14 protein-coding genes and 4 pseudogenes are annotated in these 16,183 nt (G+C 36.1%); 2 read left to right on the top strand and 16 right to left on the bottom strand.

Features of this window, described 5'->3' with window-relative positions; genetic code table 11:
• Window positions 1–22: 22 nt before the first annotated feature.
• The 10 genes and pseudogenes from FNK51_RS10715 to FNK51_RS10755 form a co-directional block, all read right to left on the bottom strand.
• A complete protein-coding gene (locus FNK51_RS10715; protein WP_141993307.1) occupies window positions 23–292 on the bottom strand; it encodes an ATP-binding protein in 270 nt (89 codons plus the stop codon).
• A pseudogene (locus tag FNK51_RS26950) lies at window positions 289–414 on the bottom strand (DUF6254 family protein); the annotation flags it as partial. The pseudogene FNK51_RS26950 and the gene FNK51_RS10715, both read right to left, overlap by 4 nt.
• Before the next feature lie 112 nt (window positions 415–526).
• A complete protein-coding gene (locus FNK51_RS27170; protein WP_141993362.1) occupies window positions 527–721 on the bottom strand; it encodes a hypothetical protein in 195 nt (64 codons plus the stop codon).
• A 748-nt stretch (window positions 722–1,469) separates the two neighbouring features.
• The gene (locus tag FNK51_RS10725; protein WP_141993308.1) at window positions 1,470–2,786 is read right to left on the bottom strand and encodes an MFS transporter; all 1,317 of its coding nucleotides are present in this window, start codon (window positions 2,784–2,786) and stop codon (window positions 1,470–1,472) included.
• 116 nt (window positions 2,787–2,902) lie between these two features.
• Window positions 2,903–3,656: pseudogene (locus FNK51_RS10730) on the bottom strand (aldehyde dehydrogenase family protein); the annotation flags it as partial.
• Between the two features lie 14 nt (window positions 3,657–3,670).
• Entirely contained in the window at window positions 3,671–4,423 is a 753-nt protein-coding gene (locus FNK51_RS10735; protein WP_141993309.1) for an SDR family NAD(P)-dependent oxidoreductase, read from the bottom strand.
• 20 nt (window positions 4,424–4,443) lie between these two features.
• Complete coding sequence (lpdA, locus tag FNK51_RS10740; RefSeq protein ID WP_141993310.1) at window positions 4,444–5,826, bottom strand: dihydrolipoyl dehydrogenase; 1,383 nt, start codon at window positions 5,824–5,826, stop codon at window positions 4,444–4,446.
• A 12-nt stretch (window positions 5,827–5,838) separates the two neighbouring features.
• The gene (locus FNK51_RS10745; RefSeq protein WP_141993311.1) at window positions 5,839–7,173 is read right to left on the bottom strand and encodes a dihydrolipoamide acetyltransferase family protein; all 1,335 of its coding nucleotides are present in this window, start codon (window positions 7,171–7,173) and stop codon (window positions 5,839–5,841) included.
• A 12-nt stretch (window positions 7,174–7,185) separates the two neighbouring features.
• A complete protein-coding gene (locus FNK51_RS10750; protein ID WP_141993312.1) occupies window positions 7,186–8,166 on the bottom strand; it encodes an alpha-ketoacid dehydrogenase subunit beta in 981 nt (326 codons plus the stop codon).
• Window positions 8,167–8,186: 20 nt separating this feature from the next.
• Window positions 8,187–9,176, bottom strand: coding sequence for a thiamine pyrophosphate-dependent dehydrogenase E1 component subunit alpha (locus FNK51_RS10755; protein ID WP_141993313.1), 990 nt, complete (start codon window positions 9,174–9,176; stop codon window positions 8,187–8,189).
• A gap of 179 nt (window positions 9,177–9,355) precedes the next feature.
• Between FNK51_RS10755 and FNK51_RS10760 the strand changes: the two genes are divergently transcribed.
• A complete protein-coding gene (locus FNK51_RS10760) occupies window positions 9,356–11,020 on the top strand; it encodes a sigma-54 interaction domain-containing protein (protein ID WP_141993314.1) in 1,665 nt (554 codons plus the stop codon).
• Between the two features lie 187 nt (window positions 11,021–11,207).
• On the opposite strand, the gene FNK51_RS10765 is transcribed toward FNK51_RS10760, so the two are convergent.
• The 4 genes and pseudogenes from FNK51_RS10765 to FNK51_RS10780 form a co-directional block, all read right to left on the bottom strand.
• On the bottom strand, window positions 11,208–12,239 hold the full coding sequence (locus tag FNK51_RS10765; RefSeq protein WP_141993315.1) for a zinc-binding dehydrogenase: 1,032 nt from the start codon (window positions 12,237–12,239) through the stop codon (window positions 11,208–11,210).
• Between the two features lie 154 nt (window positions 12,240–12,393).
• Window positions 12,394–13,155: a glucose 1-dehydrogenase gene (locus FNK51_RS10770; protein WP_141993316.1), complete on the bottom strand. Its 762-nt coding sequence runs from the start codon at window positions 13,153–13,155 to the stop codon at window positions 12,394–12,396.
• A 181-nt stretch (window positions 13,156–13,336) separates the two neighbouring features.
• The gene (locus FNK51_RS10775) at window positions 13,337–13,795 is read right to left on the bottom strand and encodes a VOC family protein (protein WP_076368946.1); all 459 of its coding nucleotides are present in this window, start codon (window positions 13,793–13,795) and stop codon (window positions 13,337–13,339) included.
• Between the two features lie 490 nt (window positions 13,796–14,285).
• Window positions 14,286–14,872: pseudogene (locus FNK51_RS10780) on the bottom strand (sulfite exporter TauE/SafE family protein); the annotation flags it as partial.
• On the opposite strand from FNK51_RS10780, the pseudogene FNK51_RS10785 reads away from it, so the two are divergent.
• Window positions 14,864–15,023, top strand: a pseudogene (locus tag FNK51_RS10785) (GTP cyclohydrolase); the annotation flags it as partial. The pseudogenes FNK51_RS10780 and FNK51_RS10785 sit on opposite strands and share 9 nt — an antisense overlap.
• Here FNK51_RS10785 and FNK51_RS27175 read toward each other — a convergent pair.
• Window positions 15,002–15,376: an alkaline phosphatase PhoX gene (locus tag FNK51_RS27175; protein ID WP_286178640.1), complete on the bottom strand. Its 375-nt coding sequence runs from the start codon at window positions 15,374–15,376 to the stop codon at window positions 15,002–15,004. The pseudogene FNK51_RS10785 and the gene FNK51_RS27175 overlap by 22 nt on opposite strands.
• On the bottom strand, window positions 15,357–16,013 hold the full coding sequence (locus tag FNK51_RS27180; protein WP_286178641.1) for an alkaline phosphatase PhoX: 657 nt from the start codon (window positions 16,011–16,013) through the stop codon (window positions 15,357–15,359). The genes FNK51_RS27175 and FNK51_RS27180 overlap by 20 nt, the downstream gene beginning before the upstream one ends.
• Between the last annotated feature and the right edge of the window lie 170 nt (window positions 16,014–16,183).

The raw sequence follows: 16,183 nt of genomic DNA on the forward strand, positions 1-16,183 counted from the left end.
CTTTCTCCTAAACTGGATATTCCTAACATGCCAAAGGTAAAGTAATCTTAACCAAGGTTTCTTCTTTCACCTTACTTTGATAGACTATACTGCCGTCGTGCTGTCTAATGATTTTATGACAGATCATCAACCCTAGTCCTGTTCCTTTTTCTTTTAATGTATAAAAAGGCTCCCCTAAACGTGTAAGCAGTTCTTCTGGTATGACACGCCCTTGATCTTGAAATAGAAATGATCCCCAAGGGAATGACCTCACTATTATGTAGGGCTCTCCCCCGTTGGGATAGCCTCTCATTCATAAACAGTTTTCTTAGTTTCAGATACATTTTTGCCCATATCTTCAGCTAATTGTTCAAATAATCTGACCTTACCATGTGGATTCTGCGATTGTTTACGATCTTTCCATTGGCATACTTGTTGTCGCTTAGATTACATAAAGTTCAGTAAACAGTTTGAAGCATGATAAGCCTCCCCCTTTGTACTCGGTGCAGACATCACTTATCATAAGTTCGAGTCTGGCAAGTATTAATTAAGGCATGCCTTTCCACTCACCTTGATTTTTAGATACTTTTTCTTTTTTTGCTTTATTTTTATATGTTTGATTAGCGTTTGCACTGCCAAATACTTGAGAGAATTCTGAATCAGTTTTGCTTGAATCAAATCCTTGTTTGTTCTTTTGGTCTGCATCATTTTTCTTTGTTTGTTTTGCCCTGGATACCCTAATGCTGATATTAATTCACAAAGAAAAATTTATTAACCATTGTCCAAAATAAGGAAAAAAGAAGAAATGAACAAGCATTTCAAGAGTTGATATAAGATTAATAGAACAAACTCTTTCAAATAATCGGATTTATTAGATATATAGAAACCCTTGTTCAGCCAGGTATTGAATAACGGGAGAATGGGCATGCCCTGTAGATTCTAAAATGACCATATGCATCTTCCCTGTCACCTCTTCGATAACAGAAAGTCTAAAAAACGATCTATTTCCTCTTTGATATGCTTAATTGAAAAGCTCTTCCATCGGTTTAAATTGATCTAAATATGCCTGAACTTGGCACTCTCCTTTTGCCACAACCAGACAAACAACTGAATTCATTGTTTTTCACCCTCTACATACTAATCAGTCTCCTAGTTCTCCATGCAGTGTCATAGCTTCGCTTGTTATACACGTTTTACTGCTCAACCAGCCTCAAACATGTTTCTACAAGTAAGGAGGCGGACAGTTTTATTTCACGTGATCAAGTCCCACGTACGTCGTACCCTGGCTACTGATATAATAGATTCTATTAAAAAAAGGCCAACCAGTAATTTTTACTGGTCGACCTTATAATCGCACCCGTTAGTTTATTAAGAAAGCACTTTTTTAACTAAACTGAAGTTCATTATTTTTGATATTTTGTATTTTGCATTGCCCAAAAAACCATAATTAAAGTTAAACAGCATCGCACCATTCTCCAAATAATAGCTATTTATAAATTCGCTGTATTTTTTAGATTTTGCTCTGTGTTTTTTTTAATAGGACGAACAAAAATCGCAACTAATATTGCACCTATAAGACAGAAAATTGATCCTAAATAAAAAGCGGTATTATATGAACCAGATATCTCAACAATATATCCAGTTACGATTGGAGCTAAGATTCCCCCTACAGCTGAAATAGATTGTACAAAACCTGATACTGCACCTAATTTTTGTTTAGGTACAATAGCAATTACAAGAGATTGATACTGCCAACTCCCTAATAAAAACGCCATAGCAATGGTAGTTAAAGTTAATGCTAAAGCAGTAGACTCTACCACGGCAGAAAGTGAAAATGTAATAGCTGTAAAAATTTGACAAATTACAATCATATATTTTCTACCTGAAACTAAATTTCCATCTTTTGATCTCTTTACCAAATGGTCAGCAAGGTACCCCCCTATCATCAATCCTATAGAAGCCCCAACCCATGGCCATATTGAAAAGATACCCATTTCTTTCATTGTCATACCCCTTTGATCTACTAAGTAATTTGGGAACCATGTAACTACTAAGAATAATACAAAGGAATAAGAAAAATAGCATAAACTTACACTCAAGATGTACGGTTTTTTAATAAAAGACCATGTCGAAATCTTAGAGCCGCTGGTTGCTTCTATACCATAATTATCAAGTTCGTTTCCTTTATCTTGTTGAATATAATCAAGTTCTTTTTGATTTACCTTCTTATGCTGATTTGGATATTCCTTTGCAAATAAAAACCAGCCTATCGCCCAAATAATACCTAATGATGCTAAAACAATAAAACTTACTCTCCACCCCATTTCCACTGTTAACCAAGCTACAAGCGGTGTCGCAATGATAGGACCAATCGTTGTCCCCACCTGAGATAAGGACAGTGCTTTAGCAGATTCAGCTTTCGGAAACCAGTTTGAAACAACCTTTGTTGCTGTTGGAACTTGAGGTCCCTCACCTGCTCCAAACAACAAACGTATGATAAGTAATGAAATAAAATTCCACGCCATAGAAGTAAGCCCCACTGCCATAGACCATATGATCATAGTAAAACCATAAGTGTTTCTTGCTCCAAATTTATCATTGACAAAGCCACCAATTAATCCAAATAATGAGTATGTCCAAAAGAAAGCGCTTAATATATATCCCCATTCTATAGGGGTAAAATTTAATTCCTCAATTATTGCAGGTGAAGCAACTGAGATTGCTATACGATCTCCGTAGTTGATCAAGCAGGCTACAAATGAAAATCCTATAATCCCATAACGAACTCTAGAAGGTTTTTCCATCATACAATCAACTCCTCATATTATTCTTCCCAAAACAAGCAGCTTATATGAATCTGCGAATATTTCTATATAGGTCAGTATCTTAAAAAAGTTGTTGCTTTTTGCTGATTGACTGTTTAAAGTTCTAGTGTAACCTTCTTAACACCCGATTTATTTCTAATCCCTAGTCCTACTTCTGGACTTCCAGTAAAAGTGATCATGCTAACCTTATCACCTGTTACTAATCTGTCTCCAACCAACTGCCCACTTCCAATTTCCACATTAAAAGCACTTTTTGGTAATCCCGCTTCTTCCAATAGTTCAGCAAGGAAAAAAGCTTATATAGGAGTTTGAGATGCTGGCTTTAGAACAATTGTATTTCCACCAGCAATAGCTGGTCCTACTTTATGTGCAACTAGATTCATAGGAAAATTAAATGGTGTAATTGCAGTCATAACACCGATAGGCTCTCTTAACTATACCCTAGTCGATTCACCCCATTTTGAGCAGCATCTACAGAAATCATTTCACCATGAATTCGTTTGACTTCTTCTGCAGCAAACTTATATGTTTCAATCGTTCTATCTGCTTCTCCCAAAGAAAACTTTAATGGTTTTGCAGATTCCAAAGAGATAATTTGAACAGCCTTTATTCTATTTTCCTTTAATAAAGTGACAAATTTTTCTGGAAGTTTCTGCCTTTTCAAAAACTGTTCGGTTTGCCATTACTTATCTTGTATTATTAGCAGCAGAAGTAGCTGCATCCACTAGTTCTTCAGATGCTTGAGGAATCTCGGCAATTTTCTCTTCAGAATAAGGGGAAATTAATTCCTGCTTATTGTTCAGATTCAATCCATTCACCATTAATATATAACCTTCTCACTCTAGCTTGCACCCCTTCAAAAAAATTTATCTTCCTAGTACGCCTCCATCTACAGGTATTAATGTACCTGTCACATAATTAGAAGCAGGAGCAGCTAAAAATAAAGCGACACCAGCAACGTCTTGAGGTGTTCCCCATCTTTTAGCAGGAATTCTAGCTTCTACTTGCTGTCCTCTTACTGGATCATTCATAAGATCATCATTCATTGTCGTTAACATATAGCCTGGTGCGATGGCATTGACTTGAATGCCATACTCTGCCCATTCATTTGATAAAGACTTTGTTAATTGTAAAACTGCACCTTTACTAGTCGAATAAGCAGCTGCATTAAAACCGCCTAGTACCGAAAGAATAGATCCCATATTAATGATCTTTCCTGATCCCTGTTTTTTCATTTCTATAGCAGCTAATTTCGATAATTCAAAAACAGAGGTTACGTTTAATCCGAGAATTCTATTCCAGCTTTCAAGTGAAAATTCTAATGCAGGTTTTCTCTCGATTAAGCCAGCATTATTAATTAAAATATCAACTGTACCGTCTAATTTCTCTAAAGATTCAGTGAAAGACTGCCTTAAATTCTCTATATCTAATAAATTCCCTTTTACAGCATGAACTTTAGCATCATATGCTTTTAATTTAGTAGAGAGATTAAATACTTCATCTGAAATATCGATTACTGCAATTTCAACACCTGCATGATGAAATGCCTCTACTATTGAATAACCTAATCCTTGAGCGCCACCAGTTATAATGGCTTTTTTACCATGTAAATCAAACATAAATGCACCTTCTTATTAATTTAAGAATGAATACCTTTTCCAATAAGTGAATTTGCAGATTCCATTAATATTTCAGAAAGAGATGGATGTGGTTGCACCATATGAGCAAACTCATCAACCGTTCCTTCTAAGAACATATAAGCAGAGGATTGACTAATCATTTCTGTCACCTGAGCACCTACCATAACAACACCTAATATTTCACCATATTTCTCATCAACCATCACTTTAGAAAATCCTTCTGTTTCACCTGCTGCTAAAGCTTTTCCATTACCAGAAAAAGAATATTTATTTACCTTATACTTAATTCCTCTATCCTTTAGTTCAGCTTCACTCAGCCCCACACTAGCGACTTGTGGATTTGTATAAATACAGCGAGGCATCACTTTGTAATTCATTTTTTCCTTTTTCTCATCTAAATTCTCAATAGCCGTTAACCCTTCAGCACTTGCAACATGAGCCAACTGCAGCTTACCTATCACATCGCCAACAGCAAAATAATCTTTTTTACTTGTTTCTAAATAATCATTTACCGCAATATGTCTGCCGTTCATATTAAGATTTAGTTCTGAAACAGCAGAGAGATTTGGTTTACGGCCAACAGCCAAAAGTATTTCATCGGATGTTAAGGATTCGAATTTACCTTTTTCGGACGTAACATTAATGATCTTTCCGCTATCGCTTTCATTAACTGACATCACTTGGTACTTCGTTAACACTTTAATGCCCTTTTTCTTTAAACTTTTCAGTAACTCCTTCGAAGCATCTTCATCTTCTGTTGGAATAATTCTTCCACCTAGTTCAACAATCGTCACTTCTGTTTTTAAACTAGTAAAAATGTTCGCAAACTCTACTCCAATCACCCCTCCACCGACAATCACAATCGACTTAGGGATCTCTGTGATGCTAAAAATAGTATCTGTTGTGTGATAACTTACATACTCGAGACCGTCAATTGTCGGTACGACAGGTTGACTGCCTGTTGCGATAATAATTTTTTCACCGCTGATTTGTTGTGACTCATTTTCTGATTGAACCGTTACTTTTTTATCATCATGAATTGTTCCGTATCCTTTATAAACATCAATTTTTCCAGCGTTCAGTAAATGATCAATGCCACTCCGCAGGGTAGCAATTACTTGGTCTTTACGGGCAAACATCTCTGTTAATGAAAAGCTCAGGTTTTCAGTTTTTATTCCCCAGCTTTTCGCCTTCTCAATTCCTTCAATAATTTCTGCATGTTTTAATAGAGTTTTAGAAGGAATACAGCCCCTATTCAGACATGTACCGCCTAAATAATCTGCTTCTACAAGCGCTGTTTTTTTTCCATTTTTGGCAGCTCTAAGCGCCGCAACATAACCGCCTGGGCCACCACCTACTATTACCACATCGTACGAGGTCATACTGTTACCACCTTATATCATTAATTTTAAAGGATTTTCTAATGTATCTTTTAAATCAGTTAAGAATGCGGCTGCTGGTGCACCGTCAATAATACGGTGATCAAAAGATAAGCTTAAGTTCATCATAGACCGAACAACTACTTCACCATTTACACTGACTGGCTTTTCCTGAATACGCCCTACTCCTAAAATTGCTGCATTTGGAGTATTAATAATTGGTGTAAATCCATCAACAGCGTACATTCCTAAATTACTGATTGTAAATGTACTTTCCCGCATATCATCAGGAGATATTTTTCCTTCGCGGGCTTGTTTCCCGATCATTTTTGCTTCTCTTGTAATAGTTGCAAGTCCTTTTTGTTCAACATCTTTAAGAACAGGTACAACTAAACCATCTGGCACTGCTACAGCCAAACCGATATTAATGTTAAAATGGTAGACGATTTCGTTCCCTTCTAATGAAATATTCATACCAGGATGTAGTTTTAGAGCAAATGCTGTCGCTTTAATTAGAATTTCATTGAAAGATATTCTTAAGCCTTCCGCTTTTTCAATGACTGGTAATAAATCCTTACGAAGAGATACACACTTTGTCATGTCGATTTCCGATAAAAGCGTTACATGTGGAGCGGTATAAGCACTGCTTGAAATTCTATCTGCTATAACTTTACGCATACCTATAAACGGAACTCGTCTTTCATCTTGAGCGTTTGCCTGATTTCCATTATTTTCACTCGCAGAACCTGTAATAATATCGTCTTTAACGATTTTTCCTCGCGTGCCACTCCCTGTTATCCCACGGTAATCAATCTCTTGATCTTCAGCAATTTTCTTCGCAAGCGGTGTAATTTTCTGACTATGTTCAGCTAAATAATTTTCTACATCTATTTTTTGAATACGTCCAAGTGGACCCGAACCTGTAAAATTTCTTAAATCAATTTGAGTGTCTTTAGCTAATTTTCTAGCAGCAGGTGTTCTTCTAATTTTGTAACCACTTGCTAGTTGTCTAGTTTGAATGGCTGACTCTTCAGCCGGTGTCGCAATCTGTTCTTCAGCAGACTGTAAAGAGACGCTTGGTGACTGTTTTTCCAAGTCTTCTACACTTTCATTTTCTTCACCTAAGTAGGCGATATTTTCATGTACTTTTACGACTGCCCCTGCATCATATAATGTTTTAAGTAAGACACCCGTTGTCTCTGCTTCAATCTCTAATACAATTTTATCTGTTTGAATTTCAGCTATAGGGTCTCCTTCTTCTACTGTTTCTCCAATTTGAACTAACCAAGAAACAATTGTCCCTTCTTCCATTGTTGCGCCTAGTTTAGGCATTACTACTTCCGTTGCCATCATGACACCTCCTTACTTATTCATTAACTTTCTACACTCTTGAATAATGTCATTTACCTGTGGAACTGCTGCTTTTTCTAATTCTGGATTATATGGAATTGGCGTAGCTACTCCACCTAAACGTCTAATTGGAGCATCCAGATAATCAAACACATCGCTTTCCGCAATTATACTCGCAATTTCCGCACCATAACCGCCTCTTTTTACCGCTTCATAAACAACTAATACTCGACTTGTTTTCTTAACAGATTCTAAAATTGTTTCTGTATCTAATGGAACTAATGTCCGAGGATCGATCACTTCTACACTGATGCCTTCTTTTTCAAGCTCAGCAGCTGCTTCTAGTGCTCGATTTACCATGATGGCTGTTGCGACGATCGAAATATCCGTTCCTTCCTTTTTGATATCTGCTACACCTAATTGAATTTCATAATCTTCCTCCGGTACTTCCCCCTTAATGTTGTAAAGGAGTTTATGCTCATAAAACAATACAGGATTATCATCTTTAATCGCAGCTTTCATTAACCCTTTCGCATCATAAGCATTTGAAGGTTGTACTACCTTTAATCCGGGTACATGTGTCATCCATGCTTCTAAACTTTGTGAATGCTGGGCTGCAAATCCTGCACCGGAACCACCTGGTAGTCTTACAACAACAGGAACTTTTGCTTTACCTCCAAACATATACCGCATTTTTGCTGCTTGATTAACAATGTTATCCATAGCAATCATAACGAAATCTGAAAATTGAATTTCTAAAATAGGTCTCATGCCTGTCATTGCTGCCCCAACTGCACACCCGCTAATAGCAGCCTCAGATATAGGAGTATTTCTTACCCGTTCAGGTCCAAATTCTTCAATCATTCCATTTGTTAGTCCGAAAGCACCTCCATAAATTCCAATATCTTCTCCCATAATAAAAACATCTTCATCTTTTCTCATCACTTGACTCATTGATTCTCTAATCGCTTCTAAATAAGTAATATCTCTCATTTTATTTCCTCACCTTTCTCTTAAGCATAAATATCTGTTGTTAAAGTTTCTATACCTGGTGCTTTGCTGTTCTCAGCAAATTCGACTGCTTCATCCATCTCAGCTTGAACTCTTTTATCCAATTCGATAAATTCTTCTTCTGTAATGACTTTTTCATCAATTAATTGTTCTTTAAATAATGCAATTGGATCTCTTTGTTTCTTCCATTCTTTTTCTTCTTCTCTTGTTCTATATTTTCTGGCATCACTACGTGAGTGTCCTTCCCATCTGTAAGTATGTGCCTCTATTAAGGTAGGGCCTTCGCCGTTTCTTGCTCTTTCCACTGCTCTTTCCGTTGCTTCAACAACTTTTAATATTTCATTGCCATTAATCGTTTCACTTGGAATTCCGTATGCAGCTCCGCGATCTGCGATATTTTTAATATTTGTCATTTCTTTTATCGAACCAGACATACCATACAAATTATTTTCGCAGAAGAAAATAACAGGTAACTTCCAAACAGATGCTAGATTAAGTGATTCATGAAAAGCTCCCTCATTTGAAGCTCCATCCCCAAAGAAACATAAAACAACATAACCTAAGTCTTTCATTTTTGAGGTTAATGCAGCTCCTGTTCCTAAAGGCAAACCAGCGGCTACAATCCCATTTGCACCAAGATTACCTACATCTAAGTCGGCAATATGCATAGATCCACCCTTTCCTTTACAGTAACCTGTTTCTTTTCCTAGTAATTCAGCTATCATTTTCTTAACATTAGTCCCTTTGGCAATACTATGGCCATGTCCTCGGTGGGTACTTGTAATTTTGTCTTCATTTGTTAATGGCACACATGCCCCAACTGCTGTAGCTTCTTGCCCAATACATAAATGCATCGTTCCATGGATTTTCCCTTGTTGATATAATTTCTTCAATGTTTCTTCAAAACTTCTAATGACCATCATGTCATATAACATCGTTTTTAATTTTTCTGGTGAAAAAGTAGATTCTTTCACAGTATTTAAGTTTGACATATCTTTACCTCCTGGTTTTCATATGAAGCCTTACAAAAATAATATAAGCAATTTCCGTGCCAACTTTAAAACTATTAATTTTCCTATTATTTTCTACTTTCCTACTTAAATGATGATGTATAATTGAATAATACGATGTAAAATTTCATCAAATCATAAAATGATGCAAGGAGGTAGTTATGGAGAACATATTTTCAAAAATGAACATCATTGGCGTCATCATATTAAATATAAATGGTGAAATCTTATTTACAAATTCAATAGCAAAAAAATATACTTACTATTTTGAACATCTAATCGAGGTTTCTTTAGAAGGTGCCCAATCTTTCAATTTAGTAAATTATCCAGCGGAAATCACAACTTTTATACACAATAATCAAATTGTTATTTTAATTAACCCAATAAATGATGTAGTTAGATTAAAAAAGGAAATAGACTCTTTACAAAATGTAAGAATCGAATTAAACGAAGTTATTAATTCCTCTTTCGACGGTATAGTTATTTCCGATAAAGACGGGATTATTATTCATCAAAATCCTTCTTACGAGCAAATTACGGGTTTATCAGCAAAAGATTGTATTGGTCGAAGTCTTAAAGACCTTGTAGATGAAGGGGTTATTGATGCTTCCGCTTCTTTAAAAGCTTTAAAAGAAAATAAAGAAGTTACTATTCTTCAAAAAATCAACACAGGAGCAATAGTTCTCGTTTCGGCTGCTCCAATTCGAAATAAAAATGGTGAAATTGAAAAGATAGTTAATAATGTAAGGGATTTAACACAATTAAATACTCTCGAAGCAGAAATACAACATTTAGAAAAACAAAACAAACAAATTAATGAAGAATTAGAAATACTTAAAGAACAAAATGATCCAAAGCTTTCCATAATCGCCCATTCTGACATTATGAAAGACGCATTGGACCGTGCATTAAGAGTAGCGCAAATAGATTCTGGGGTTCTCATCCAAGGTGCTTCAGGGGTAGGTAAAGAGAAGATCGTCGAATTAATCCATCGCCATAGTTTTAGAAAAGATTATCCATTAATTAAAATAAATTGTGGTGCAATACCCGAATCGCTATTAGAGTCGGAACTATTTGGTTATGAATCTGGCTCTTTTACAGGTGCTAATCAAAAAGGTAAAGCAGGACTATTTGAAGCAGCTAATCACGGCACCATCTTTTTAGATGAGATAGGTGAAATGCCGCTCCAATTACAGGTTAAAATGTTACGTGTTTTACAAGATCATGAAATTACTCGTGTAGGTGGAACAAAAACTATTCCTGTAGATATTCGAATTATTGCTGCAACACATCGTGATTTATCAGAAATGATCACAAATGGTGAATTTAGGGAAGATCTATATTATCGTTTAAATATCATCCCAATTAAAATACCTCCTTTAAAAGAAAGAAAAGAAGACATTATTCCTTTGATTTATCATTTCTTAAATCATATTAATCATAAATATGGTATTAATCGAAAATTTTCAAATGATGCTTTAAATGCCTTTACAAATTATGAATGGCCAGGAAATGTACGTGAATTACAAAATTTAGTGGAGAGAATCGCCTTAATGAGTCAAAATCCCGAAATAGATCTTAATGATTTACAAAAAGAATTACGATTTCATGATAATCTTCAGTTTAGCTTAGAAACATCACCATCTGATTCGCCTAAATTTAGTTCTAATGTTGAACCATTAAAAGATCTCCTAGAATCATTTGAAGCTAAGATTATTAGAGATACCGTCAAAAACTTTCCAAGTATCAGGAAAGCTGCAACAGCTTTAAAAGTTGACCAATCAACTTTAGTGAGAAAAATGCAAAAATACAAGATTACAAAATAAAAAATAGCATCGTCGATAAATGACGATGCATTTTTTAATATTTATAAGTATTGAAATAGTGTAATTCAGTTATTCTAAGGTTAATCTTGATATACTAACGTTTAATTTTTTTCATAATTGAATAGATTATACAAGGGATAGTAATTTATTAATGAAATCAAGCATTATTACCTTCGTTTTTTCCATCTTATGTATTCGGAAGTAACAATGTTTTATAGCCCACTTTCTGTTCAGCTAAATGGATAGCTTCTTGCCAGTTATCAATAGAAAGCTTATTAGAAATTAAGGGCAAAACATCAACATGCTTGTATTCTAAAAGCCGTAAGGCAATTTCCCAAGATGTAGGTTCTGTAGCAAATCCATTTACATAATTTAATTCTTTGATCAAAGAAAGATCGGAATCGAATTCAATTTTCTTTCCAAACAACCCCATTTGAATGAGCATACCTTGCTTGCGTAATAACTTAATGCAATTATTCAATGATATGGAAACCCCAGCACATTCTATGGCCACATCAAAGCCTTGCTGTTTCGTCAGTGCCATTAATCTTTCTTCAGAATTTTCTTCCTCTACATCGATAACCGCCATTGCACCCATTTCTAATGCTAGATTTAAACGTTCTTTATCATGTGAGGTACCAATAATAATGCAATTCCCTCCATTTGCTTTAACAACTTGTAAGGCAAGTAATCCGATTGTGCCTGGTCCGGAGATAAGAACAAAATCTCCTCCATTGACACGCCCTCTTTCCATAATACAACGAACGGCACAAGCTAAAGGTTCTGTTAGCACTGCTTCATCAAGAGAGATATTCTCTGGAATTTTATAAGCCGATTTTGCTGGAATAACAATATACTCAGCAAATGCTCCATGAACGCCGGAACCAATGGATTTACGATGTTCACATAACATAAGAAGTCCTTGATTACAGTATCGGCATGAGCCGCAAGTTACGATAGCTGTAAGAGAAACTACCCGGTCACCGATTTGAAATTTCTCCACTTCTTCTCCAACTTCTACAACTGTTCCGGAATATTCGTGACCCATTGCCACAGGTGGAGTATACGGATATTCATCATGAATAATATGAAGATCCGTACCACAAATCCCTGCTGCATAAACTTTCACTTTAATTTCATTTGATTTCGTAATGGGTTCCTGAATTTCATCCAAATCTACCCCTTCAAATCCTTGACTTTTCTTTAACAACGCTTTCATTTTAATAATCTCCTCACTCTATTCAAAACTGTTGTTTGCCAATGGCTCTTACATTTTAAGATCATTTATGGCACATTTTGATGCTTACTGGTCAACTCTCCTTGCTTCTACTTCTATCTTTATTGAATTAAGCTATTTAATCTTCTAAAAAATCCTAGGAAGCACTCCACCCACCATCCACATATAGAATTTGTCCAGTAATATACGTGGAGGCATCAGAAGCAAGAAAAACTGCGGTTCCCAAAAGGTCTTCTGGTATTCCAGTACGACCATATGGTATACGACTTAAGATGTTTTGAACTTTCTCGGAGTCATTGAATATCGCACTAGTCATATCGGTGTCAAAATATCCTGGTGCTATCGCGTTAACTTGAATATATGGGGCCCATTCAAAAGCCATTGATTTTGTAATTTGACCGACACCACCTTTAGATGCACAATAAGGCCCCATATTAGGCAGTCCTATCAAGCTAGTTAACGATGCAAGGTTTAATATCTTTCCTTTATTTCTTTTTAACATCATTCGAGCAACAGACTGTGACACGAAGAAAGTGCCTCTTAAATTTGTATTAATCACTTGATCCCATTCACCGGGTGTAACTTCGAGGATCGGACCACGTACATTCGTTCCTGCTGCATTAACCAAAATATCTATATAACCAAATTGCTCCTGAATAATATCTTCAAGAGATTCAATTTGTTTAAGATCCATGACATCCAATTCTAGTATAGAAACCTCAAGATCTATCTCCCTAAACTCTTGTTGCGTTTCTATTAATTGATTAGTACTTCTACCCGCAAGTATAATTTTTGCGCCTGCTGAAGCCAAGGCCATACCTATACTTTTTCCCAGTCCTCTACTGCCGCCTGTAATTAACGCAATCTTGTCAGTTAGATCAAACAGATTCATTGTCATAAAAATTATCTCCTTTTAAATAGTTTAATAGTCTAAGCATATTTAAAGATATCCCTCCTTTGGAGAGAGGATTCAAAAAATTTTTAACACAATTTTTTGAAATAATAAGCTTAAATCTTTTCTTACAGTTACAATTGTTTCTCACCATAGATAAAATACGCTTTTATTATTATTTAAATTTTTATTTACTTTTTTCCATCAATTCAATAATATAGCCATCTGGGTCAAGCATATAAACCGCCTTTGATCCTTTATTTGCACCTGCTGTAATATTTGCTACTTTTTTAGACTTAAATTTAATTCCTTTAGCTTTTAACTCTTTAAACATTTCTTCTAAATTTTCAACTCTTAAACAGATATGCCCAGTTCCATAATCACAAGATCGTGCGCTTCCCGAATAAATATCAATGCCTACATATTCTAAAATTTCAATTACATGCCCCCCAGGAATTTGAACAAAAGCAATTTTAATTTCTTTTAATCCTGTAATTTCTACAATGTCAAAGATATAAGCACTATTCGCAACTTGAGTTGATAAAAGCTCAAAATCTAATATATTTACATAAAAATCAAGTGCATTTTCTAAGTTTTTTACAGTTATTCCGCTATGAATAAATCCTATTACTCTACCTTTATCCACTTTTATCCTCCTTAATTTTTTATATACCTTCTCGCAAGATTCATGCCAACTCTTTTCTATTGATAAAACTCTATAAATTAATTAATATCGGTTTTTTTGATGCATTTTTACAATTCTGATGCAGAAGTAACAAAAATGATTAAATATTAATTAAGGATAATCTTCTAATATAAAACTTAGCTATTAGATACTCATTGTTGTAACTCTCATAAACCCATTTATTTCCAAATTATTTGCTTTATCACCCTACTTTTTGGATTTTCTAAAAGTAGTTTTCCTAATTAGATGTACCTTTGACTAGTCTGTCCCTTTAGTGCCATAACAAAAAGGTTGCCGCAGCAACCCTTTGTTAAACTATCTACTTTTTAGTTGAAGCCTGTTACAACGAAAAAAACTTGGTACCGTAGGGGGTACCAAGGATCAGTTATAGTCCCTGTGATGGATTCGAACCCACGCCCCCCTCCCTTTCAAGGTCGAGCCAACTCATGCTTCAAGACATGATTCCCACCCACGTTTTCACAGCCGTCGCTAAAATCAAAAAAGCCAGTATGACTTGCAGGACTTTTACATTCATTTTTTTACCGGCCATCGCCCGAAGCGGAGATGCTAATAAACTTGCAACAACCATGATTAATGCTGGATAGTAATCAACCTGTCCCGTTGAGATTTTCCCTACTGTTGCACCAATGGATGAAATGAAAGTGATGGCTTATGAAGATGCAATCGTTACCCTGGTTGGTATTCTTAAAACGATAAGCATGATCGGAACTAATAGAAAGCCCCCTCCGGCACCGACTATACCGGCACCTAAACCAACGATTAAGGCAAGGATGGCAGCAAGCCATTTGTTGAAGGTAACTTGATCCAAAGGAATGTCATCTATCCCTTTCTTCGGTATGAACATCATGACAGCCGCTATCAACGCCAAAACTCCATAGACGATATTCACTCCGTTTTCCGACATCGATTGTGATCCAAAACTTCCAACCGACTTCCAATTAACACACTGATCCCCATATAGAGAATAAGCGTTTTATTTAAATGTCCGCTTTTACGATAGCTCCATATACCTCCGATGCCCTTATCCGGATACATAGTATTTGTCATACTGGCGATCAGCAAACGCTGTGATTGTGGCTTTCAATTAAAGCATGCTATGAAAATGATTGCGACTCATGGTTCTGGTGCTTTATTTTATTTAGCGAATCACGAAGGAAGATGCATCGGAGAAAATGTAGGACCAGCAAATTCAGAACCATTCATCATATTTTCAGCGAAAGTATAAATTTTTCCGTCAGGACTCAATCCGACAATACGGTCATTACCGCCACCATCTTCGGCGATCCAAAGATCTCCCCAAGGTGTTATTGTAATGTTATCCGGGGCTTCTAAATCATTTTTATCCGTAGACTCATAGAATAGTTCCAAGGTGTTTGTCGCTGGAGTGTATCGATAAACCCGGCCCAGGCGTGCTGAACCTGCACTTGTATCATCAAACCATAAAGTGCCTTCTGAAAAATAAGCCCCTTCTAAGCGGCTAAACTGAATACATCCTTTATCCTTAGCATCTTGTTTGTGCAATTTCAGGATTTATTTTTTTCCAAACAATCCCGAACTTTTGTCTAGTACTAAATTGACTTGCAGATGCAGCTGGTAATTCATCAATCGATGCTGCTTCAAGGATACCGCCCTTTTGCAGAGAACCTAGCTTTTGACTTCGGTCATGTGGTGTAAAACGGTACAAGAAGCTTGGACTTGCGTCTTCCGTTAAATACCAAATTCCTGTTGAAGGGTCAACATGCCCAGCTTCTTGGGAGAAATATCCCATATCACGGATCGGTGTTCTTGACATTTCGTTTTCAGGATCAAGCGGATTCACTTCAAATACAAAGCCATGTCCCATATCACGAGTTTCTTCCATTGTTAACCAAGTGCCCCATGTCGTAGCTCCACCCGCACAGTTACGAATTGTACCTGAACTTGATACATACTGATCGATGACTTTGTTATTTTGTCCAACGATTATTGTAGTTGTGTCGCCGGCAGCACCAGCGCTCCAAGGTTTTTTTCCGTTTACAGGGTAATCTGAATTTGTCCCATTTTCATGGTTTCTTACAAGAATGGTTGTACCCTTTTCCCCTTCATAGGCTGCCATTCCATCGTGGGCGGAAGGGACAAGGTCACCATTAGGCATGATATCACCAGTTCGTGAAAGCATAATTCTACCCAAATCTAATGAATTTTTGGAAAGTGGAATCGGTTAAAGCCATGCTATATAATTGATCTAGAAATATTCTAGTTGTAAACCTACTCCCACTTCCTCGCCAATAAATTAAAGGGCATGTTTTGAAGTACTTCCATTTTTCAGAGTGTTGAATACTAATAATT

The organism is Bacillus sp. B4EP4a (assembly GCF_006680105.1).
Lineage (GTDB): Bacteria > Bacillota > Bacilli > Bacillales > DSM-1321 > Peribacillus > Peribacillus simplex_E.

Excerpts from the sequence above, each read along its gene's own strand:
- FNK51_RS10760 (WP_141993314.1), top strand. The coding sequence starts at position 9,356 with ATGGAGAACATATTTTCAAAAATGAACATCATTGGCGTCATCATATTA.
- FNK51_RS10755 (WP_141993313.1), bottom strand. The coding sequence starts at position 9,176 with ATGTCAAACTTAAATACTGTGAAAGAATCTACTTTTTCACCAGAAAAA.
- FNK51_RS10715 (WP_141993307.1), bottom strand. The coding sequence starts at position 292 with ATGAGAGGCTATCCCAACGGGGGAGAGCCCTACATAATAGTGAGGTCA.
- FNK51_RS10750 (WP_141993312.1), bottom strand. The coding sequence starts at position 8,166 with ATGAGAGATATTACTTATTTAGAAGCGATTAGAGAATCAATGAGTCAA.
- FNK51_RS27180 (WP_286178641.1), bottom strand. The coding sequence starts at position 16,013 with ATGCTTTCACGAACTGGTGATATCATGCCTAATGGTGACCTTGTCCCT.
- lpdA (WP_141993310.1), bottom strand. The coding sequence starts at position 5,826 with ATGACCTCGTACGATGTGGTAATAGTAGGTGGTGGCCCAGGCGGTTAT.
- FNK51_RS10770 (WP_141993316.1), bottom strand. The coding sequence starts at position 13,155 with ATGACAATGAATCTGTTTGATCTAACTGACAAGATTGCGTTAATTACA.
- FNK51_RS10765 (WP_141993315.1), bottom strand. The coding sequence starts at position 12,239 with ATGAAAGCGTTGTTAAAGAAAAGTCAAGGATTTGAAGGGGTAGATTTG.
- FNK51_RS10735 (WP_141993309.1), bottom strand. The coding sequence starts at position 4,423 with ATGTTTGATTTACATGGTAAAAAAGCCATTATAACTGGTGGCGCTCAA.
- FNK51_RS10745 (WP_141993311.1), bottom strand. The coding sequence starts at position 7,173 with ATGGCAACGGAAGTAGTAATGCCTAAACTAGGCGCAACAATGGAAGAA.
- FNK51_RS10725 (WP_141993308.1), bottom strand. The coding sequence starts at position 2,786 with ATGATGGAAAAACCTTCTAGAGTTCGTTATGGGATTATAGGATTTTCA.